Source organism: Pseudarthrobacter raffinosi (assembly GCF_023913735.1).
GTDB lineage: Bacteria > Actinomycetota > Actinomycetes > Actinomycetales > Micrococcaceae > Arthrobacter > Arthrobacter raffinosi.
In genome coordinates, this window is sequence record NZ_JAMXBH010000010.1 from 23,407 (window position 1) to 43,846 (window position 20,440).

At 63.4% G+C, this 20,440-nt stretch carries 20 protein-coding genes; 14 read left to right on the forward strand and 6 right to left on the reverse strand.

Translation table 11 applies throughout. From position 1 onward, the window contains the following. The first annotated feature begins 728 nt into the window (after positions 1 to 728). The 14 genes from NG698_RS10610 to NG698_RS10675 all read left to right on the forward strand — a co-directional run bounded on the left by NG698_RS10610 (position 729) and on the right by NG698_RS10675 (position 12,665). Positions 729 to 1,739, forward strand: coding sequence for an ABC transporter substrate-binding protein (locus NG698_RS10610; RefSeq protein ID WP_252609641.1), 1,011 nt, complete (start codon positions 729 to 731; stop codon positions 1,737 to 1,739). Positions 1,740 to 1,801: 62 nt separating this feature from the next. After that, positions 1,802 to 2,563: an ABC transporter ATP-binding protein gene (locus tag NG698_RS10615; RefSeq protein ID WP_252609642.1), complete on the forward strand. Its 762-nt coding sequence runs from the start codon at positions 1,802 to 1,804 to the stop codon at positions 2,561 to 2,563. Continuing rightward, entirely contained in the window at positions 2,560 to 3,360 is an 801-nt protein-coding gene (locus tag NG698_RS10620) for an ABC transporter permease (protein ID WP_252609643.1), read from the forward strand. Before NG698_RS10615 ends, NG698_RS10620 begins: the two co-directional genes overlap by 4 nt. Then, the gene (locus NG698_RS10625) at positions 3,357 to 4,157 is read left to right on the forward strand and encodes an ABC transporter permease (RefSeq protein ID WP_252609645.1); all 801 of its coding nucleotides are present in this window, start codon (positions 3,357 to 3,359) and stop codon (positions 4,155 to 4,157) included. Before NG698_RS10620 ends, NG698_RS10625 begins: the two co-directional genes overlap by 4 nt. A 72-nt stretch (positions 4,158 to 4,229) precedes the next feature. After that, a complete protein-coding gene (locus NG698_RS10630; protein WP_252609647.1) occupies positions 4,230 to 4,883 on the forward strand; it encodes an N-carbamoylsarcosine amidohydrolase in 654 nt (217 codons plus the stop codon). 92 nt (positions 4,884 to 4,975) lie between these two features. After that, positions 4,976 to 6,205 (forward strand): MFS transporter, encoded by a 1,230-nt coding sequence (locus NG698_RS10635; RefSeq protein WP_252609649.1) that lies wholly within the window; start codon positions 4,976 to 4,978, stop codon positions 6,203 to 6,205. After that, a complete protein-coding gene (locus NG698_RS10640; RefSeq protein WP_252609650.1) occupies positions 6,202 to 7,062 on the forward strand; it encodes an aldo/keto reductase in 861 nt (286 codons plus the stop codon). Before NG698_RS10635 ends, NG698_RS10640 begins: the two co-directional genes overlap by 4 nt. A gap of 159 nt (positions 7,063 to 7,221) precedes the next feature. Then, complete coding sequence (locus tag NG698_RS10645) at positions 7,222 to 8,685, forward strand: Rieske 2Fe-2S domain-containing protein (protein WP_252609651.1); 1,464 nt, start codon at positions 7,222 to 7,224, stop codon at positions 8,683 to 8,685. Between the two features lie 2 nt (positions 8,686 to 8,687). Then, entirely contained in the window at positions 8,688 to 9,293 is a 606-nt protein-coding gene (locus NG698_RS10650) for a 3-phenylpropionate/cinnamic acid dioxygenase subunit beta (protein WP_252609652.1), read from the forward strand. Then, positions 9,290 to 9,628 (forward strand): hypothetical protein, encoded by a 339-nt coding sequence (locus NG698_RS10655; RefSeq protein WP_252609653.1) that lies wholly within the window; start codon positions 9,290 to 9,292, stop codon positions 9,626 to 9,628. Before NG698_RS10650 ends, NG698_RS10655 begins: the two co-directional genes overlap by 4 nt. 16 nt (positions 9,629 to 9,644) lie before the next feature. Next, positions 9,645 to 9,839 (forward strand): ferredoxin, encoded by a 195-nt coding sequence (locus NG698_RS10660; RefSeq protein ID WP_252609654.1) that lies wholly within the window; start codon positions 9,645 to 9,647, stop codon positions 9,837 to 9,839. Then, positions 9,839 to 11,071: an NAD(P)/FAD-dependent oxidoreductase gene (locus tag NG698_RS10665; protein WP_252609655.1), complete on the forward strand. Its 1,233-nt coding sequence runs from the start codon at positions 9,839 to 9,841 to the stop codon at positions 11,069 to 11,071. The genes NG698_RS10660 and NG698_RS10665 overlap by 1 nt, the downstream gene beginning before the upstream one ends. Next, positions 11,071 to 11,817, forward strand: a complete 747-nt coding sequence (phtC, locus tag NG698_RS10670; protein WP_252609656.1) for a 3,4-dihydroxyphthalate decarboxylase — start codon at positions 11,071 to 11,073, stop codon at positions 11,815 to 11,817. The genes NG698_RS10665 and phtC overlap by 1 nt, the downstream gene beginning before the upstream one ends. Positions 11,818 to 11,873: 56 nt before the next feature. Further along, on the forward strand, positions 11,874 to 12,665 hold the full coding sequence (locus NG698_RS10675) for an IclR family transcriptional regulator (protein ID WP_252609658.1): 792 nt from the start codon (positions 11,874 to 11,876) through the stop codon (positions 12,663 to 12,665). 381 nt (positions 12,666 to 13,046) lie between these two features. Here NG698_RS10675 and nboR read toward each other — a convergent pair whose 3' ends face one another. From nboR to NG698_RS10705, 6 genes are all read right to left on the reverse strand, one after another. Beyond that, positions 13,047 to 13,655 carry a nicotine blue oxidoreductase gene (gene nboR / locus NG698_RS10680; RefSeq protein ID WP_252609660.1) on the reverse strand — a complete coding sequence of 203 codons (609 nt, stop codon included), beginning with the start codon at positions 13,653 to 13,655 and terminating at the stop codon, positions 13,047 to 13,049. Positions 13,656 to 13,738: 83 nt separating this feature from the next. Next, a complete protein-coding gene (gene aceE, locus NG698_RS10685; protein ID WP_252609662.1) occupies positions 13,739 to 16,504 on the reverse strand; it encodes a pyruvate dehydrogenase (acetyl-transferring), homodimeric type in 2,766 nt (921 codons plus the stop codon). 209 nt (positions 16,505 to 16,713) lie between these two features. Then, positions 16,714 to 17,445 carry a maleate cis-trans isomerase family protein gene (locus tag NG698_RS10690; protein ID WP_252609664.1) on the reverse strand — a complete coding sequence of 244 codons (732 nt, stop codon included), beginning with the start codon at positions 17,443 to 17,445 and terminating at the stop codon, positions 16,714 to 16,716. A gap of 7 nt (positions 17,446 to 17,452) precedes the next feature. Next, positions 17,453 to 18,898, reverse strand: coding sequence for an amidohydrolase family protein (locus tag NG698_RS10695; protein ID WP_252609666.1), 1,446 nt, complete (start codon positions 18,896 to 18,898; stop codon positions 17,453 to 17,455). A 10-nt stretch (positions 18,899 to 18,908) separates the two neighbouring features. Then, positions 18,909 to 19,715 carry an aspartate/glutamate racemase family protein gene (locus tag NG698_RS10700; protein WP_252609667.1) on the reverse strand — a complete coding sequence of 269 codons (807 nt, stop codon included), beginning with the start codon at positions 19,713 to 19,715 and terminating at the stop codon, positions 18,909 to 18,911. After that, a complete protein-coding gene (locus NG698_RS10705) occupies positions 19,712 to 20,395 on the reverse strand; it encodes a GntR family transcriptional regulator (protein ID WP_252609668.1) in 684 nt (227 codons plus the stop codon). The genes NG698_RS10700 and NG698_RS10705 overlap by 4 nt, the downstream gene beginning before the upstream one ends. Positions 20,396 to 20,440: the final 45 nt, after the last annotated feature.

Consider the following 20,440-nt stretch of genomic DNA (forward strand, 5'->3'; position numbering starts at 1 on the left):
AACTCCCGCGCTTTGAAACGCCGACAATGAAGATATGTAAGGTTGAACAATGATTATTGTTCGCTGAATCCTTGGCAAACACCGGGGCGAACGAAACTCAGATACGCGGACGCCTCGCGGCCGAACGCAGCGAGGGCACACACCCCAGCGCCTCAGTGACCATGGGCAAAGGGGCTGCCAAGGCCAGGAAGACCCGCAGCGGGGAAGCAGTCGGCGCCGAGCGCACAAAGGGTGGGCCAGCGCGTAATTCGCTGTGCAATTTTCTAGATCAGATTGCAGCCGACGTGTCGGAGTTCCACACGCAGGCATGATTCAGGTCCCTTTGTCGTCGGCAATGTTAGTTTTCCATCCGACATTCCGGGGAGTTCGACCTCATGCGCTGGAGGATGGATGATCGGGCTATGCCTGGTCGCGACGTGGGCTGACGATCTCCGGCGTCAGGGCGGGGCCGAGGTCCGGACGAACAGCCGGTCATGGACGCCCTGGTTCCGCCGATTGCCACGGCGGCAACTCCAACCGGCATCCCACTTTGGCCAGAGCGGCAACACGCGCGGTTTCTGATGCGTAGGGCTTCCGCGTAGGCCCATTCATCGAGCATGGTGCGGTTGTAGCGCTCGACTTTGTACGAGAGCAAGACTCTGCTTAGCAGAAGAATAATCTGGACAGCAGTGAAGTGATGTGTTTCACTTACTGGATCATGCGCTACACACAATGACGAGGAGAAACGCATGCAATCGACCTTAGGCAATCCGGACCGCCGGGGATTCTTGAAACTATCGGCCGCAGCGGGGGGCGTCGTGTTTCTAGGGCTCACGACGGGTTGTGGGCAGGCTGGGGGCAGCGGCGGTGGCGCTTCCAAAGGGTATTCCGGTGATGTCGCGATTACGGGCTTGGCGAGTTTGATCCACTCGGCTCCGTTCTTCATCGCCCAGTCCGAGGGCTACTACGAGGAAGAGGGCCTCACGCTGGAGCACATCCAGTTCCCGGGAGGGCTGGATACGGTCAGAGGGATTGAGTCGGGTATTGGATTCGGCACCTCTTCAACCATCCCCGTCTTCATTGCCGCGGAAAAGGGGATGGATGTGAGGATCTTCGGCAACCTCTACACGGCTGCTTCCGTTGACTTCATCGCGCTGGCAGACTCCCCGATCAAGACCATCCAGGATCTCAAAGGCAAGAAAGTTGCAGTCAGTACACCCGGATCAAACTCCTCCTATTTTGCAGACCGTACCCTGCGGGAGGCCGGTCTTGTTCCCGGCAAGGATGTCGAACTGATCAGCGTCGGATCCGCGAGCGATTCCTGGACTGCGGTGTCAAAGAACGTCGTCGATGTTGCTTGGACGGCATCCCCTCTTTCCGAGAAAATCGCTTCCGAAAGTGGCGGGAAGGTTATCTGGCGGTCCCGCGACTATGTGACGGATTGGTCGGATACTTGCCTGGTTGCGACGGGGTCATTCATCGACAAGAACACCGAGGCAATGAAGGGATGGGGCCGGGCGCTCCAGAAGGCTATGGACCTCATCTCAAACGATCTGGAAAAAGCGGCCGATGCATACGGCAAGGCCATCAAGTACGAACCGAAAGTTGCGCTTGAAGCGCTAAAAAACTCCCAGAAATTCTACAGCCTCGACTTTACTGACGCCCAGTTGGCCGCCGTCGTCGCTGCCGGTAAGGCTCAGGGCCAACTGACCAAGGAACCGGACATGAATGCCATCGTCATGAAGAACTTTCTCTCATGAGTCAGTCACCCACCATGCGTTCGATAGGACACGAAAACGACGTCGTTTTCGACAACATAGGAATGACTTTCGATACAGGTGCCGGGGTTACCCGGGCCGTCGAGAACGTTTCCGGAGCGATACCGGAAGGCAAGTTCGTGTCCGTGATAGGCCCCAGCGGCTGCGGCAAGAGCACTCTGCTCGATATGGTCGGCGGCCTCCTCAAGCCCACACAGGGGTCCGTGAGCATCAACGGAGAGAAGGTGACCGGGCCCCGGCGCGATACTGCAATGGTGTTCCAAGAGGACTCCACTTTGCATTGGCGCACCGTGTTGGACAACGTGGCTTTCGGACTGGAAGTCAAGGGCATCTCCAAAGCTGAACGCTACGACAGCGCCCGTCGCATGATTGAGCTCGTGGGACTGAAAGGTTTCGAAGACCACCGCCCGGGCCAACTCTCGGGCGGAATGAAGCAGCGCGTGGCTATTGCCCGGGCGCTGGCCATGGAACCGCGCGTCCTGCTCATGGACGAACCGTTCGGCGCTCTGGATCAGCAGACCAGGCAGTTCATTGGCCGGGAGCTGTTGCGCATCTGGGAAAAAACGCGCAACCGCGTCCTGTTTATCACGCACGACATCCAGGAGGCCGTCTACCTCTCCGACGAAGTTTGGGTCATGTCAGCGAGGCCCTCAATTGTCAAAGAGGTGGTGACCATCGATTTGCCGCGCCCCCGGCCGGAGGGAACACACGCGCTGCCAAGGTTCCGGGAATTGGAAGACCACCTGTGGGCACTTGTGAAGGTGGAGGCGGAAAAGACGCTCGGCCCAGGGGCGCGGCTCGCGTGACTGTCCTGGAAAAGACCCTGCCAGTCCCGCCCAAGCAGAGGGATACTCTCGTACGCCGAGCAGCCATGGTCCGCTGGGCTATTTTGGCGGCGCTGATCGTCATTCTCGAGGTCACCACCAGAACGGGAATGATAAGCCCGGCGCTTATGGTGTCACCCTCGGAGATTCTCGCGCGGCTTGTCTCGATCGTTCCGACGGAACGATTTGGCCAAGACGCAGCCCGTACACTGACGACAATCCTGATTGCGTTCACCATCGGACTTGTTCTGGGAATCCCGTTGGGGGTGTTCTTGTGGCGGGTACCGGCGGCCGGCCGCATCCTTGAGCCGTTCATCGTCACGGGATATGCAATGCCCACCCTGTTGTTCTATCCGGTTCTGCTGGCCGTCATGGGACTGAATGCGGGGCCGATCATTCTCATAGCGGCCTCGATGTCCCTCATCCCGATTGCGTTGACGACGATGGTCGCGCTGAAATCAATCAAGCCCATTCTTCATAAGCTCGCCAACTCCGTGAGCGCTTCTCCCCGCCAGTATTACCTGAAGGTCCTGTTCCCTGCGGCGACACCTCTGATTTTCCCGGGAGTAAAGCTGGGCTTTATCTACGCGGTAATCGGCACTGTTGCCATGGAATTCATCCTGGCAGCACAAGGCATCGGTTTCCGCGCCGGCTTCTACTACCGCGAACTCAACACCGCCGACATGTGGGCCTATATCGCTGTGGTGATTGTTCTCAGCGTGCTGGTCAACGCGGTCCTCACCAGGCTAGAGAAACGTATCAGAAGGGACATGCTGTGAGTACCGACGTGACGATTCCTTCGTTTCCACAAATTACCGGTCATCGGGAAGCAAAGAAATCCAGGGTGATCAGGGACAACCTGTGGCGCGCCGCAGTGCTGGTAGCACTTGTCCTCCTCTGGGCCGTGTTGTCTTCCACGACCGACCTGGTGGCTTCCCCTGCGGCATCCCTTAACGCTCTGGCGGAGCGCTTCGCCGACGGCTCCATCTATCGGCATCTCGATGCAACGCTGCAAGCGGTAGCCATCGGGTTCTGCATTGCCGCCGCGATTGGATTTCCCCTGGGCTATGTCATCGGACGGAGCAAGTTTCTCGGGGCTGTATTCGATCCACTCGTGGCAGGCGCATTTGCCATCCCGCGTGTAATCTTCTTTCCGATTCTTCTCCAGATATTCGGAGTGGGTGTGGGCGCCCAGTCCGCAATGGCCGCCCTGGCCGCCGTATTTCCCATTATGGTCTCGACCACAGCAGGCGTCCGCGCCATCAACCCGCTTTTGCCCAAGCTCGCACGCTCCCTGAGCCTGTCCCCGCTGCAGACCGTGACCAAGATATACATACCGGCCATGGCCCCATCACTCATGGTCGGTATCCGTATCGGCTTCAGCATTGCGTTCATCAACGTGATCATTGCCGAGTTCTTCGCCGCGCGTGCCGGTTTGGGCCTCCAGGCCCTGCGCGCCTACGGAATGTTGGACCTGCCCACCATGTACGGGATCATCGTCCTTCTCGCAGCAATCGCACTGGCAGGAAACCTTGCCCTGTGGGCTGTCGAGCGGCGTCTGGGCGAGAAAGCCTAGGCCTTACACCCCGCGCCTTGCGCGTGGATGCTCGGGTCATTGGTCTCTGAACGACCTAAGGAAGAGGGAAGCATGACTACTGCTGCCAGCGACGAATACAAAAGGCTGCGGACCGAGTTTAAGGAAAAGGGCCTAGGCGGGAGGATCGGATTCGGCAATCGACCAGCGCTTCTGGTAGTTGACTTCATCCGCGGATTCACAGATACACGATCGCCTTTGGCCGGAGATCTGGACGAACAGGTGAAGGCGACACAGGAACTTTTGGCACGGGCACGGGCGGCGGCAGTTCCCGTCATCTTCTCGACAGTCGCCTACGACACGGATCTGCAGGAAGCCGGTAAATGGATCCGGAAAATCCCCTCCAACAGTTGGTTGGTTGAGGGAAGCGAATGGGTAGAACTCGACGACAGGCTCGCCCGCCAAAGCAGCGAAATGCTGCTGGTGAAAAAGTACGCATCCTGCTTTTTCGGGACCGACCTTGCAGCGCGCCTGGTGTCCAAGGGGATCGATACGCTGATCCTCGTCGGTTGCACCACCAGCGGATGTATCCGCGCCACGGCCGTTGACTCATGTTCCTACGGATTCCACACCATCGTTGTTGAGGAAGGTGTCGGCGACCGCGCCGAGCTTCCCCATCTTGCGAGCCTTTTCGACATCGACAACAAATACGGCGACGTCGTCGGCTTGGAGGAGGCAAACGCCTACCTCGAGCATGTCCGCGCGTAGAGCCACCACCTCGAGCCGGTGGCAGCGCCCGCCTTCGTCCGGTAAGCAGCAGCGACGCCGTCTTGCCAGGCCGCCCCATCAAAGAGAAAAGCATGCGATCGCCCGGCACTGACAGGGCCCTGAGCATTGGCGCGACGGTGCTGTTCTCGTTCGCCCTCGGGACCCTTGGGGTCGTAGTGCCGCTATTGGCAATCGGTGTCGGCTACAGCGCCCCCGAAGTCGGACTGATGGTCGCGCTGGCGGCCGTCTCGCAGCTGGTGACGCGTCTATTCATGGGTGCCCTTATGCGCCGGGTCCCGGACAAAGCCTTCCTCGTAGGCTCGGCTGTCATGATTGCCGTCTCCTGCGTCCTCCTTGCGCTCTCGGATGCGCTGGTGATTTTTGCAGTGTCGCAGCTCGTCCAGGGCTCGGCCCGCGCCTTGTTCTGGACCAGCAGCCAGACACACGCCGTTCGCATGTCGGCCACGTCCGTCGGAGGGCTGACTGCCGTGAATCTGGCCGCCGGCGTGGGGGCGCTGCTGGGGCCTGCCCTGGCAGGTTACCTGTGGGAAGCGTCGGCAGCGCTGCCGCTGGTTGTGGCGGCGGCGGCAGGTGCAGCGGCCGCCATCCCTGCGGCCCTGCTGGTCAGACTTCCGCTGTTTGCTCCAGAAAAGTCCGCGGGAGGAATGAAAGCCGGCCGCCTGTGGCGGCGACCCGGGGTTGGTGCGGCCTGCTGGATGAACGCCGGGGCAGGGGCGTGGAAGAGCCTCCTGGACTCCTATGTTCCCGTTGCGCTTTCCCTTGCGGGGCAATCCGTAGCAGTCATCGGCATTCTGATATCCATAGCCAACACCGCCGTCCTTGCAGGAAGCGCGGCCGGCAGCTGGCTGCGCCGAAAGGGAGTGCGGGCCTCGCTCGTCACGGGCCTTCTCGCCACGGGAGCCGGGCTGGCGGCCGCGGGTCCCCTTGCTGGTGTGGCAGCTGCGGCTGCCGTGGCCCTCGTTATCTCTGGCATTGGTGCGGGCATCCTGCAAACCGTCGGTCCGGCGATTGCTGTAGACGAAGTGCACCCGGAAGAACGCGGGGATGTGCTGGCACTGACCGGCACTGTCCGTGCATCAGCGCTCTTCTTTACCCCGTTTGGGATGGCCCTGCTGGTAACCGTGGCTCCGGTTGCCGCGGCACTGCTCGCAGCCGGTGTAGTCATCACTCTTCCGGCGGCGTGCGGCGTGCGGCATACGGAGGGAAGAGCGGCATCGCCACGAGGAGCCGCCACCACAGGGCCCTTCCACCCCTTCGCAACACGAACACCTGAAAGCTCCCGAGAAGAAGGCATCCGATGACAACTGAATCGACTAAGGCCACTGGCCCGGTCCCGCGGCTGGGTCTGCTGCACGGACACACCATTCCACGGCTCGGCCTGGGCACGTGGCCAATGGTGGACGATGATTGCGAAACGGCCGTGCGTTATGCAGTTCAGTGCGGCTACCGGCTGATCGACACTGCGTTCCAGTACGGGAACGAGGAAGCCGTCGGCCGAGGCATCCGCACGGCAGGCGTTCCTAGGGACGAAATCTTCGTCTCCAGCAAGTTCAACAAAGAGTCGCACAGCGTGGATGGGGTGCGACGGGCCTACGACGAGAGTCTACGGAGGCTCGGCGTTGACTACCTGGACCTGTTTATGTGCCACTGGCCGGTACCTGCCCAGGACAGGTACGTGGACGCGTGGAAGGGCCTCGTGAAGCTGTTGGAAGAAGGCCGCGTCAAGGCCATCGGCGTTTCCAATTTCAAGCCTGCCCACCTGAGAAGAATCATCGACGAAACCGGAGTGGTCCCCGACGTCAATCAAATCCAGCTGAGTCCGGACCTGGCACGCCTGTACCCGCGCACCATCCACCGGCAGCTTGGCATTCTGACCGAGTCCTGGAGCCCGATAGGCCGTGAGTCGGGACTGCGCGGAAACCCCGGTGTTGTCGACATCGCTGACCGCCTCAGGAGATCGCCTGCGCAGGTCTTGCTGCGTTGGCACGTCCAGCAGGACCTGGTGCCCATTCCGCAGGCTTCAGACCCGCTCTGGCTCGAAGAGAACATTTCCGTTTTTGATTTTTCGCTCACTGCAGAGGACATGGAGGCGATGGCCCGCCTGGACAGCGGGGAAACCGCGGCGCGGGACTCTGACTTACCGGAAAACGGCCACTGATAGGGGCCCGGAAGGCGGGTCGCCCCCGTGATTCGGCACCGAAAGCCGAATCAGGGGTTGACGAACATCACATAATGCGTCATTCTCTTCATTACAGAATCATTCTCTGAACAGCAGAGACCACTAGGCATTTGCCGGCCCGGACAAGGAGATCCATTGATGACTGACCAAAGCGGCGTCCTTCAGGACGTGCGGCAGGGCATGATCCCTGCGCACATCTACAATGACAAGGAGATCTTCGAACTCGAAAAGGAGCGTCTTTTCGGACGCAGCTGGCTCTTTGTTGCCCACGAATCCGAAGTGCCTGAAGCAGGGGATTACGTGGTTCGCCGCGTACTGGAAGACTCGTTCATCATTTCCCGGGACGAAAAGGGCGAAATCCGGGCACTCTTCAACATGTGCCTTCACCGCGGCATGCAGGTCTGCCGGGCCGAAATGGGCAACGCCTCCCACTTCCGCTGCCCCTACCACGGCTGGTCCTACCGCAACGACGGACGCATCGTGGGCCTGCCGTTCCATCAGGAGGCCTACGGGGGGGAAGAAGGCTTCAAGAAAAAGGGGCAGACCCTGCTGCCCGCTCCCTCCCTGGGGGTATACAACGGGCTGATCTTCATCAGCCTGGATCCGGACGCGGAGCCGCTTGAGGACTTCCTCGGCGATTTCAAGTTCTACATGGACTACTACACGAAGCAGAGTGCCGACGGCATTGAGATGCGCGGCCCCCAGCGGTGGCGCGTGAAGGCGAACTGGAAGATCGGCGCCGAAAACTTCGCCGGCGACATGTACCACACACCCCAGACCCACACATCCGTTGTTGAAATCGGTCTGTTCCGCGAACCCAAGGCGGAAAAACGCAAGGACGGCACCACCTACTGGGCCGGGAACGGCGGCGGAACGACCTACAAGCTCCCCGAGGGAAGCCTGGAAGACCGGCTCCGCTATGTGGGCTACCCGGACGAGATGATCGCACGCATGAAGGAGCAGTGGAGCCAGGAGCAGCTCGACGTCGTGGGCAAGGACGGGTTCATGATATCGGCGGCCTCGGTGTTCCCGAATATGAGCTTCGTCCACAACTGGCCCCGGGTCGAAGAAGACTCCGACGAGGTGCTTCCCTTTATTTCCATCCGCCAGTGGCAGCCGATCAGTGAAGACGAGACCGAGATCGTGTCCTGGTTCGCCGTGGACAAGAATGCGCCCGAAGAGTTCAAGGCCCTTTCCTACAAGGCCTACCTGATGTGCTTTGGCAGCGGCGGCATGTTCGAACAGGACGACGTCGAAAACTGGGTTTCCCTGACCAGTACCGCCGGCGGTCCCATGGCGCGGCGCCTGCTGCTGAACAGCCGCATGGGCATGCTGGAAAACGGAGACAACGTTGTCGAACCACTGACAACCGAGCAGTACTCGGGTCCGGGTTCAACCCGCGTCGGCTACAGCGAATACAACCAGCGTGAACTGCTGCTGCGCTGGGCCGACCATCTGGAACGCCCGGTCGAAAAAGCCGCCCAGCTGCACGTCGGAACCAGCGCGGGCCAGACAGGCTCCCTCAACGGTCCGGGCTCTCTCGGCGCTGCCGCTGAACGCACTGGAAGCACCGCCGTCGAGACCGTCTCAAGGGAGGGCTAGCCATGAGTGTTGAGGCAGCAAAAGAACGCAACGGCAAGACCCTGTCGGAACAATCTGTTCTCGGCGGGCATGCTTCGCGAACACAGCGGACCGGAGAGTCCCTGCCGTTTAGTGACGGACTCCATCTGGAGGCGCACCGCTGGCTGGTCGATGAAGCCTATCTGCTGGACGCCCAGGATTATGACGCGTGGATGGCACGCATAGCTGAGGACGTGCACTACCTCATGCCGGTCCGCGTCACCACCGCCCTCGGTGCCGGCTACAGCACTTCTCCCGGTATGGCGCACCTGGATGAAAACAGGTACTCCCTAAGCCGCCGGGTTGCGCGTTTCGCGACCGAGCACGCCTGGACTGAAGATCCTCCCTCGCGGCTGCGCCACTACGTCACCAATGTCCGCACGTTCCGCACCCACCATCCCGACGAAATCATCGTCGATTCAGCCGTTCTGCTGTTCCGCAGCCGCGGTGACGTGCGTGAAGCCGCCACCGTGTCCGCCGGGCGGGAAGACCTTCTCCGCCGAACCGCCACAGGGTGGGAACTTGCCCGACGCACCATCATGGTCGACGAGTCGGTCATTCGGATGCAGAACCTGGCCATATTCCTATGAAAATCGGCTGGGAAGGCGAAGAAGAGGATCGCCTTGCCGCCATCCGGGCGGCACAGGAGATGGGTCGGCTTGAAGCGCACGTGACCGGCACTCCGATCGTGATCGCGAATGAGTTTTCCGAGGTCCAGGTGAGCCGGGTCGAGACACGCAACGGCTCGCGGCTGATGATCAAGTCCCCGCGCTCCGGCCAGTGGGTCTCCTTGTGCCCCCTGGAGCTGGAGTCGCTGACGTGGCAAGCGCCGGCAACGTTCTCTGCCATGATCGGGCACCCGTTCGGGCCGCTCATTACCGAGGATGAGCAACCGCCGCAGAACAAGAAGAACACCAACACCTAGGCCAAGGAGTTTGACCATGCCTGTCGTAAAAGCAGACCTGCAGGCCTGCCAAGGCTACGCTAACTGCGTTGTCGGAGCCACCGACTACTTCGATCTGGACGATGACGGAATCGTCGTTCTCCTCAAGACCGAGGTGCCCGAGGCCGACCGTTCCCGAGTCACCGAGGCCGCCCGCAGCTGTCCGGTGTCCGCACTTGTAGTGGAGAACTAATGAACACGACCACTGTCATCGTCGGCTCCTCCATCGGCGGGGTGCGTGCTGCACAGTCCCTGCGTCTGGAGGGCTACGAAGGGGAAATTATCCTCGTCGGTGAAGACCCGGAACTTCCCTATGACAAGCCACCGCTGTCTAAATCGGTCCTCGCAGGGAAGGCGGAGGAGTCATCCATCCGCCTTCTCACGCGCGAACAGGCGGAGGACGCCGGGATCCAGTTGCTCCTTGGGCACGCCGCCACCGGCATTGACGTCGCCGGAAACCTGCTGCAGCTCCAAGATCACGAACCCGTACGCTTCGATCATTTGGTGATCGCGACGGGCGCCTCGGCCCGCCCCTCGCCATGGGGCCAGCGGCCCGGTATCCATGTTTTACGGTCGCTCGATGATGCCCGGAAGCTGCGCACCAACCTCCTCAAGGGCGGGACGCTCGCCGTGATCGGCGCCGGGTTCATCGGTGCCGAGGCCGCTGCCACGGCACGCTCCCTCGGGCTGGAAGTCACCGTCATCGACCCGCTCCCCATCCCCATGAGCCGCATCTTCAACCCCGAAATCGGGCATTGGTTCGGAGACCTCCACCGCAACAACGGCGTCACAACAATCTTCGGCACCGGGGTCGAGTCCATCGACGGCGAACAGGGCTCCTTCACCCTCCGGCTGACTAACGGTGCGAACGTCGAGGCTGCCACCGTGCTGGTTGGGATCGGCGCGGTTCCCAACGATGCCTGGCTCGGCGCCTCGGGGCTCCTGGTGGACAACGGAGTGGTCCTCGACGAGTACTGCAGGGCCGTGGACGCCCCCCACATTTACGGCGTCGGCGACGTCGCGCGCTGGCGGCACGAAAAGCACGGCGAGGACATCCGGATCGAGCACTGGACGAACGCGGTGGAACAGGCCGCCTGCGTCGCCTACAACATCACCCACCCGCAGAGCCCCCGCGCCTACACCCCCGTCGAGTACGTCTGGAGCGACCAGCACGACTGGAAAATCCAGGTCGTCGGACGCGTGGGAGGAAACGCTGAGCACATCATCATCGGCCATCCCGAATTACACGGCCGCTTCGCCGCCCTGTATACCACCGACGGAGTGAACCTGCGCGGTGCCGCGATCGTGAACTGGCCCAAAGCGCTTCTGGCCTGCCGCCGCGGCATGGGAACAGGGGTCACCATCCAGGAACTGCGAGAGAAACTAGAACCGCTGCTGGACCCCCAACCCCTGGCGGCCTCCTGATGCGGGCGAGTCAGCCGCCCGTAACCCATGAGGAGCACAGGGAAGCCATCGCCTTGGCCTGCAGGGTGCTGGCCCACCGCGGTCTGGCCGACGGAATTTTGGGTCACATCAGTTTGCGAATGGCCGAGAATAAGCTGCTGGTCCGGTGCAGGGGCCCTCAGGAGCGAGGACTCGCATACACCGAAGCCCGTGACATCAGACTGGTGGACCTCGATGGCAATCCGGCCGCCGAAGGTGAACTCGACGGGGGATACACCGTCCCCAACGAACTTCCACTGCACACCGAGCTGCTTCGACGCCGCCCGGATATCAACGCCGTCGTGCACGCGCACCCCCCGCGGGTCGTTGCCGCCGACCTCGCCGGGCTCAGAGTCAGGCCCATCGTCGGCGCGTTCGATATTCCGGGCACCCGCCTCGCAGCAGGCGGGATACCCATATACCCCCGGGGCGTCTTGGTGAGGAACCACAGGCTTGCCGGTGAAATGATCGATGCCATGAGCGGACGTCCCGTGGTGCTGCTCCGTGGCCACGGGCTGACCAGCGCCGCCCCTACGGTGGAACAAGCGGTTCTCCAGGCCATCAGCGTCGACACCCTGGCAGGGCTGGCACTTCAAGTAACGGCAGCCGGGGGACAGCTTCAAGACCTCCCCGACACCGACATGGCAGAACTTCCGGATCTCGGCGGGTCCTTCAACACCGGAACAGCCTGGAGGCACGAACTCGCCAGACTGGGCATTGACCCGTGACGATGACCAACCCTGAAGCACGAACCGGGCCGCCGCCGCTAGGTACCATTAGTAGCATGCAAACGAGAGCGTCAGAGGACGTGTCGAAGTACGGTCCTCCTCCGCAATACCCCATCGAGTCTGTCGACAATGCCCTCCGTCTCCTCCTGCTGTTCGAAACCCAGCCCAGCATCAGGTTGACCGATGCCAGTAACTACTTGGCCGTCGCATCCTCGACCGCGCACCGGCTCATGGGCATGCTGCTTTACCGCGGCTTTGTGCGGCAAAACCCTGCCACCAAGGCCTATGAGCCGGGTCAAGCATTGGGCTCCATCGCGTTCGCCATCAGGCGCCAGATCGACGTCCGGACCTTAGCCCGCCCGGTCTTGGAACGGCTATTTAAGGAAACAGGGGAGACCGTCCACTTCGCCAGGCTCGAGGGAACAGACGCGCACTTCCTCGACGCCATCGAAAGCTCACGGGCGGTGCGCGTCGGGTCCCGTCAGGGCCGGACGCTTCCCGCCAACTGCACCGCCACGGGAAAAGCCATGTTGAGTCGGCTCAGCGATGAACAGCTGCGGATGCTGTACCCGCAGCTGGAACTCCCCGGCCTGACCAAAGCCTCGATCACGTCCCGGGCCGACCTGGAAGTGGCTCTGGAGAAGATCAGGCACACCGGTTACGCAAGCAGCCACGAAGAAAGTGAAGACGGCGTAAATTCGGTCGCCGTCGCAATAACCGGTCCGAGCGGCGTACTTTACGGAATTAACGTCTCCGTTCCGGCCCATCGCATGTCCGACCAGCTCCGCGTCGAACTCGGAGCCATGCTTCAGAGCATCGCTGAAGAGCTGCAGGGCCTGCTGATCTAGCCACGCACTTCTGCCTCGCCTCACTTACCTGACGAGCGCTACCTGCCACAGAGGGTCCAGGCTTGCCCGCATTGACCGCATTGACCGCAGAACGGCGCGAATCGCCGTTCGCAGCTGTTGAACGGCGCGGACATCATCTATATCACCTACAGCGCTCGGGTCCCGGGCCCGGGGATTGTCACACGCTTGGCGGTACCCAACAGTTGGCTGCCCGGGACATTCTTGAGAATAGTAGCTAAGAGGTTTAAGACCGGGCCCCGCAATATCACGGTTGGGAATCTTCTGCCAAGTCTCTGGCCGTACTACTGGCAGGTACGGGCCGCTGAGATACGGCTGACGCTTCTGCCGAAGCGGCAGGCGGGACGAAAGAGGCCCGGACCGCTAATCGAGGAGGTGCAGCTGTTCGGGGGTGTCGAGGTCTTCGCCCCCGGAGAGGTCGGTGCAGTCCACGAGGTCTAGCAGTTCCGGGTGGGCCTGGAGGAAACGGCGTGCCCCGGCGTCGCCCGTTGCCGTTTCCGCGGCCTCAGCGCGGAGGCTGGAATCCAGGAGCAACGGATGTCCCCGCCGGAGTTTTCCGTCGGTGCCGCGGTAGGCGGCCGCCGTCACCCGGCCAGGCCTATGGGATGCCAGCAACCGGGCGACGGTCTCGGTGGTCAGGCCGGGCTGGTCCACCAGCGCGATAAGCACATGGTCCTCCGGGGCTGCCGCGGCAACTCCCGCCCGGAACGAGCTTCCCATTCCGGTGGCCCAGTCCGGGTTGTCGATGACCCGGTGCCGGCTGAGATCGGTGGCTGTGCGGACCGATTCCGCGGCCGCGCCGAGCACCGTCACCACTTCCCGGCAGCCGCCCGCGAGCAGCACATCTGCCAGCACTTCAACGAGCGTGCGGCCCTGGAACCGGAGCAATGCCTTGGGCCCGAGCCCCAGCCGCGTCCCGGCGCCGGCGGCAAGCAGCACCGCCGTCGTGCGTTGTTCGTCCAGGTCAGCCATCGCCCCAGCCTATCCAGCCACATGACAGTTGACGGCAGTGTTCCACGGGAACACTGCCGTCAACTGTTGTCTGGATGAGGGGGTCAGGAGTCGCCTCCGGCGCCTCCGGTGGTCCCGGCGTTGACGTCCAGGAGCTTGTAGCGGTCCATCGCGTAGGCGGGCACGCCGCCGTCCACCTCTCCGCGCGAAGCGAGCAGCTGCAGGGTCTTCACCACAATCGAGTGGGTGTCGTTCTTGAAGAAGCGGCGGGCTGCCGCGCGGGTGTCGGAGAAGCCGAAGCCGTCGGCTCCGAGCGAGGCGAACTGGTGCGGGAGGAACTGGCGGATCTGGTCCGGGACGGCCTTCATGTAGTCGGTCACCGCCACCACGGGCCCCTGTGCATCGGCGAGCTGCTGCGTGACGAACGGTATGCGGGCGGGCTGGCCCGGGTTCAGGAAGGCGTCCTCCTCCGCGGCGAGCCCGTCCCGGCGCAGTTCGTTCCAAGACGTCACGGACCAGACGTCCGCGGAGACGCCCCAGTCCTCGGCGAGGATCCGCTGGGCATCCAGGGCCCACGGGACGGAGACGCCGGAGGCCAGGATCTGGCTCTTGGGCCCTTCGATACCCGACGCCGACACCCGGTAGATGCCTTTCAGCACACCGTTGACGTCGAGGTTCTCTGGTTCGGCCGGCTGGGAGATCGGCTCGTTATAGACCGTGATGTAGTACATGAGGTTCTTATCGGATGCCGGTCCGGTTCCATCGCCGCTTGCGGCCGGCCCGTACATACGCTCGATGCCGTCCCGGATGATGTGGCCCATCTCGTACCCGTACGCAGGGTCATAGGTGAGGACGGCCGGGTTGGTCGAGGCCAGGATCGGGGAGTGGCCGTCGGCGTGCTGGAGGCCTTCACCGGTCAGGGTGGTGCGGCCGGCGGTGGCGCCGATGATGAAACCGCGGGCCATCTGGTCCGCGGCGGCCCAGAAGGCGTCGCCGGTGCGCTGGAAGCCGAACATGGAGTAGAACACGTAGATCGGGATCAGCGGCTCGCCGTGGGTGGCGTAGGCGGTGCCGGCGGCGGTGAACGCTGCGACGGCGCCTGCCTCGTTGATGCCGGGGTGGATCAGCTGGCCCTGGGCGGATTCCTTGTACGCGAGGACCAGGTCCCGGTCCACAGAGAGGTAACCCTGGCCGTCCGGGTTGTAGATCTTGGCCGTGGGGAAGAACGCGTCCATGCCGAAGGTTCGGGACTCATCCGGAACGATCGGGACAATGCGGTGTCCGAACTTCTTATCCCTGAGCAGGTCTTTGAGCAGGCGCACGAAGGTCATGGTGGTGGCGGCCTGCTGTTTCCCCGAACCGCGCTTGGCAATCTCATAGGTTTTGGGGTCTGGCAGCTCCACCGGCGCGTGGTCCGGCCGGCGTTCGGGGACGAAACCGCCGAGGGCGCGCCGGCGTTCCATGAGGTACTGGATTTCGGGGGAGTCCATTCCGGGGTGGTAGTACGGGGGCCGGTAGAGATCCGCGTCGAGTTGTTCGTCCGTGATGGGGATGCGGAGGTGGTCGCGGAACTTCTTCAGGTCATCGAGGGTGAGCTTTTTCATCTGGTGGGTCGCGTTGCGGCCCTCGAAGTGGGGTCCGAGTCCGTAGCCCTTGACCGTTTTGGCCAGGATCACGGTGGGCTTACCCTGGAATTCGGTGGCTGCCTTATACGCGGCGTAGACCTTGTGGTAGTCGTGGCCGCCGCGCTTGAGGTTCCAGATCTCGTCATCGGACAGGTCCGCGACCATGTCTTTGGTCTGCGGGGTCTTGCCGAAGAAGTGCTCGCGGACGAATCCGCCGGATTCTGCCTTGTAGGTCTGGTAGTCACCGTCCGGGGTCTCGTTCATGATCTTCACGAGCGAGCCGTCGGCGTCCTTGGTGAGCAGGTCATCCCACTCCCGGCCCCAGACGACCTTGATGACGTTCCAGCCCGCGCCGCGGAAGAACGCTTCGAGTTCCTGCATGATCTTGCCGTTGCCGCGGACGGGACCGTCCAGGCGCTGGAGGTTGCAGTTGATCACAAAGTTGAGGTTGTCGAGCTTGTCGTTCGCGGCGAGCTGGAGCAGGCCGCGGGACTCGGGCTCGTCCATTTCGCCGTCGCCCAGGAACGCCCAGACCTGCTGGTCACTGGTGTCTTTGAGGCCGCGGTTGTGCAGGTACCGGTTGGACTGGGCCTGGTAGATCGCGTTCATCGGGCCGATGCCCATGGACACCGTGGGGAATTCCCAGAAGTCCGGCATGAGCCGCGGGTGCGGGTAGGAGGAGAGCGCGTGGCCTTCCTTGGACTTTTCCTGCCGGAATCCGTCCAGGTCCTCCTCGGCGAGCCGGCCTTCCATGAACGCACGGGCGTACATGCCGGGGGAGGCGTGGCCCTGGAAGAAGACCTGGTCACCGCCGCCGGGGTGGTCCTTGCCGCGGAAGAAGTGGTTGAAGCCCACCTCGTACAGGGTGGCGGCCCCGGCGTACGTGGAGATGTGCCCGCCCACGCCGATATCGGCCCGCTGCGCCCGGTGCACCATGATGGCCGCGTTCCAGCGCAGCCAGGCCCGGTACTTCCGCTCGATCTCCTCGTCCCCCGGGAACGCCGTTTCCTGGTCCACCGGGATGGTGTTCACATAGTCCGTGGTGGTCACCATCGGCACACCGACGCTCTGTGCGCCGGCGCGCTGCAGCAGGCTGCGCATGATGTATTGGGCACGCTCGGTGCCCTGTTCCTGAATCAGGGCATCCAGGGACTCCAGCCATTCGGCGGTCTCTTCCGGATCACGATCAGGCAGCTGATTTGTCAACCCGCTGAGGATATGGGAGGTATCTTCTCCTGCAGCCACGTCCAACCTCTTTTCATCGTTGAATAGTTGGCTCAAGTTTTCGTTCTGTGAGAAAACTTTATTGCATCTCGAGATTATCTAGGCGACGATCCGCGCGTCAAGGCGAGCGGACGGTCACATTTGGCTGCTAACGGAGCCACAAGCAACGCGGGGTCGGATATGGCCCACTAAGCCGCCCAGAATCGGCCGTATCTGACCCCGCGTTGCTTTCAGGCAGACGTGAGGAGCCTGCCCCAGCGCGGGTCCAGCAGCGGTGCGCCCGCCATCCTGAGGCAATGCCAAAGCGTTACGGCCACCGAGTCCAGCACGGGAACGCCGGTCTCGGCCTCAATTTCCGCGGTGATGTTGGCCCCGTAGAGGTTGGTGCAGAGGTAGATGATGGCGTCCGGCCTGGTCGCGGCAAGCTCCAACGATCCGGGCCGCATTTCGGCGTCGGAGACCCGGGCGAACGACTCGTTGTCGCTCAGGCCAAGGAACCGGTGGTCGAGAGTCTTGATGCCGTCCCGTTGGTAGGACGCCACGATCTGTTCGTTGACGTCCCCGGTGTACGGAGTGAAGAGCCCGATGCGTTCGGTGCCGTAGGTCCGGAACGCTTCCATGTACGCCAGGGTGGACGTGGTGGCCGGGATGCCCGTGGCGTCCGTGATTCCCTCCACGAGCCGGCGGTCATGGTCGGCACCGAGCCAGGAGCCGGAGGTGCCGTTCCAGGCGATGACGTCCACGTCGGCGGTGGCGAGGAGTTCGGCGGCCGAGCGCATGACCACGGCGTCGAACTGCTTGTCCGAGGATTTATCCAAGGCAATCCGGGTGACCGGGATCCGGGCGAAGTGGATGGTGACGTCGTCACGGTCGCCCAGGATCCGGTAGCTTTGCGGCTCCAGGCAGGTATTGGAGGACGGCACGATCATGCCGATGCGGGTCTTGCGTGCTTGGCTTGGCATGGGGTTCCTAACTGGCGGCGTAGACGGCGGGGCGGGATTCCTGGGGCCAGGACAGGGCGTCGCGGTGTTCGGTGAAACCCTTGCGGGCCACGAAGCGGCCCACGGGACCGGGGTCGTGGAACCCGTCGCTGTCCACCACCACACGTCCGGCGGAGACGACGACGGCGGGCCAGCCCGTGAGGGTCCGGCCGTCGAACGGGGAGAAATCAGTGCCCATGTGCAGGGCGTCGCCGTCGACGGTTCGTTCCTCGACCGGATCGAAGATGACCAGGTCGGCGTCGAACCCGGGGGCGATGGTTCCCTTGCGGGGAAGGGCGTTGATGCGGGCCGGGCCGGCGGCGAAGACCTCGACAAAGTCCTCCACCCGTGCTCCGCGGGCTCCTTCCATCAGGGCGGTGAAGGTGACGGGCATCCGGGTTTCGACGCCCGGGAGTCCGTGCGGCATTTCGCGGATGTCGTCCGGGCGCTCCCGCTTTTGTGTGAGGTCGTAGCAGGAGTGGTCGGAGGCGACGGTGTGGATGGCGCCGTCGGCAAGCCGGTCCTTCAGCGCGGCCACGGTTTCGGCGCTGCGCATCGGCGGGCAGCAGGCGTACCACTCCGGCATCACCGATCCGTAGACGCTGTCGTCCAGGGTCAGGTAGTGCGGGCACGTCTCGGAGTAGGCCTCCTGGCCGCGCTCGCGGGCCTCGGTGACCAGATCCACGGCTCCCGGCGTCGACTGGTGCACAAAGTAGACAGGGGCGCCGGTGTATTTGGCCATGGCCAGCGTTTCCTTGACCGAGACCTCTTCGGCCAGTTCGGGCCGGGTGCGGTGCAGGTGTTCGACGCCGATCCGTCCGTCGTCGGCGTGCTGCTGGGTGCAGTCCGCGATGATGGGGTCGTGTTCGGCGTGGATATAGGTGAGGCCGTCCAGGCGGACCATCTCGCGCATGACCTTCAGGATGGTGTCCCCGTCCGCCATGGTGGTGCCGCGGTTGGTGGTGTACATCTTGACGGACCGGACACCCTCGGCGGCGAGCTGTTCCAGCTGCCAGGGAACGGTTTCGTCCCAGCTGACCACGGAGCCGTGCAGTGCCACGTCGCAGCGCGATTCGGCGGCCAGGCGCTTCTTGTTCAGGACGGCGTCCAAGGGGGTTTCCTGGGCGTCGCGGGGGATGCCGAAATCGATGATGGTGGTGGTGCCGCCCCACAGCGCTGCCGTGGAGGTGGTGCGGTAGTCGTCCAGCGTGCGGAAGCGGCCGGTCACCTGGGCAACGTGGCAGTGTCCGTCGACGCCGCCGGGAATCACCAGCTGGCCGCTTGCGTCCACGGTGCGTGTTGCCGCGGGCACGGGCTCCGAGGCGTCGAGCAGCTGCACGACGCGGCCGTCGTGGACCACCACGTGCGCGGTCTGCCGGCCAAAGCTGTTGACCACGGTGCCGTGGGCGATGACGAGATCTGGGGTGTGGGACATCGTTGTCCTCCTACTTCTGGGTGGCGGGCTGGGCGGCCGAGGCAACGGCGGCGTTCGACTGGGCGGCGGCGTTCTGCGCGGCGGCCAGGGCGGCGTCGAGGTTTTCGGACAGTCCGCTGCGGCGCTTGACGGGCGGCGGAGCAAAGGCGCCCTGCCGGTGGAAGCCGGACTGCAGGGCAACCACGGCTTCGGTCATCCGGATGCCGGCGGAGATGCCGTCCACCACGGGAACGGGGATCTGTCCCTCAAGTTCGCGGGCGAGCCCGGCGAGCGGGGCACCTGCCAGGATCACGACGTCGGCCCCGTCCTCCGCGACAGCCTGCCGGCTGAGTGCCAGGAGCGTGTCCTTGAAGTCGGCCTGGACGGAGCCGATCGAGTTGAGGCTCTGGTTGATGGAACGGATCGAGGCCAGGCGGCCGCCGAGCCCGAAGTGCTCAACGCAGTCCCGGTACCATGCGGTGATGCGGTCCGAGATGGCGATGATGGAGAAGCGCTGGCCCTGGAGGGCGGCTGCGCAGAGGGCGGCCTCGGTGATGCCGATGACCGGCACACCCATCAGTTCCTTGAGGGCCGGCATGCCGGGATCGCCGAACGCCGCCACCACGACGCCATCCACCTGGCCGTGATACTCGGCGATGATTTCGGCGACGGCGCCGGCGGCGATGAGGGATTCGAAGCGGGTTTCGATGTACTCGACGCCGTGCCCGGCGGTCCGCACGAGCAGCTCGGTGTCCGGCCCGGCCGAACGCACGGCCTCGGCTTCGATCAGCGCCGTGACGTCGGCACTGGTGTTGGGGTTGATGACCAGGAGTTTCATGGTTTTTTCCGATGCAGCTTGGGCTCGGCGGCGGTGGAGTCTTCGGGGAACTGCTCGCGGTACTTGCCGATGTGCGACGCCGATTGGGCGGCGGCGCGTTCCGGGTCGCCGCTGGCGATGGCGGCGTACAGGTCACGGTGTTCCTGGATCAGTTCCGGGAGGTCGCTGACGTGGCGGAAGAGCCAGTGCATGCGGCCCTGAAGGGGTTCCAGCGCTGAGCGGAGAAAGTCGTTGTTGGCGATGCGGGTGATGGCGTCGTGGAATTCGCTGTTGGCGCGGTGGGCTTCCAGGATGGATCCCTTGGCGAGGCAGCGGTCGGCCTCGTCCAGCAGGCCCTGGAGATGTTCGAGGTCCTGGGCCGTGGCGCGGGCCGCGGCCAGCCGGCAGGCGAGGACCTCAAGGGACTGGCGGACGTCAAAGAGGTCTTCCACATCCTTGGCGCTCAGTCCGCTGACCTCCATGCCGCGGGAAGCGCGGTCCCGGATCAGGCCTTCCTGGCGGAGCATCCGGAGGGCCTCGCGGACGGGAAGGCGCGAGACGTTGAATTCGGCGGCGAGGTCCCGCTCCACCAGCCGGGTGCCGGGCGCATAGTGGCCTTCGAAAATCCTCGTACGGAGCGTGTCACGCACGGTCTCCCGGAGGGGGCGGTCCGTGTTGTTCGTGTCTTCTGCGATAAGCAATTCTGGCTCCATTCGTGGTTCTTCAGGCAGTGCGCCCGGCGTTCC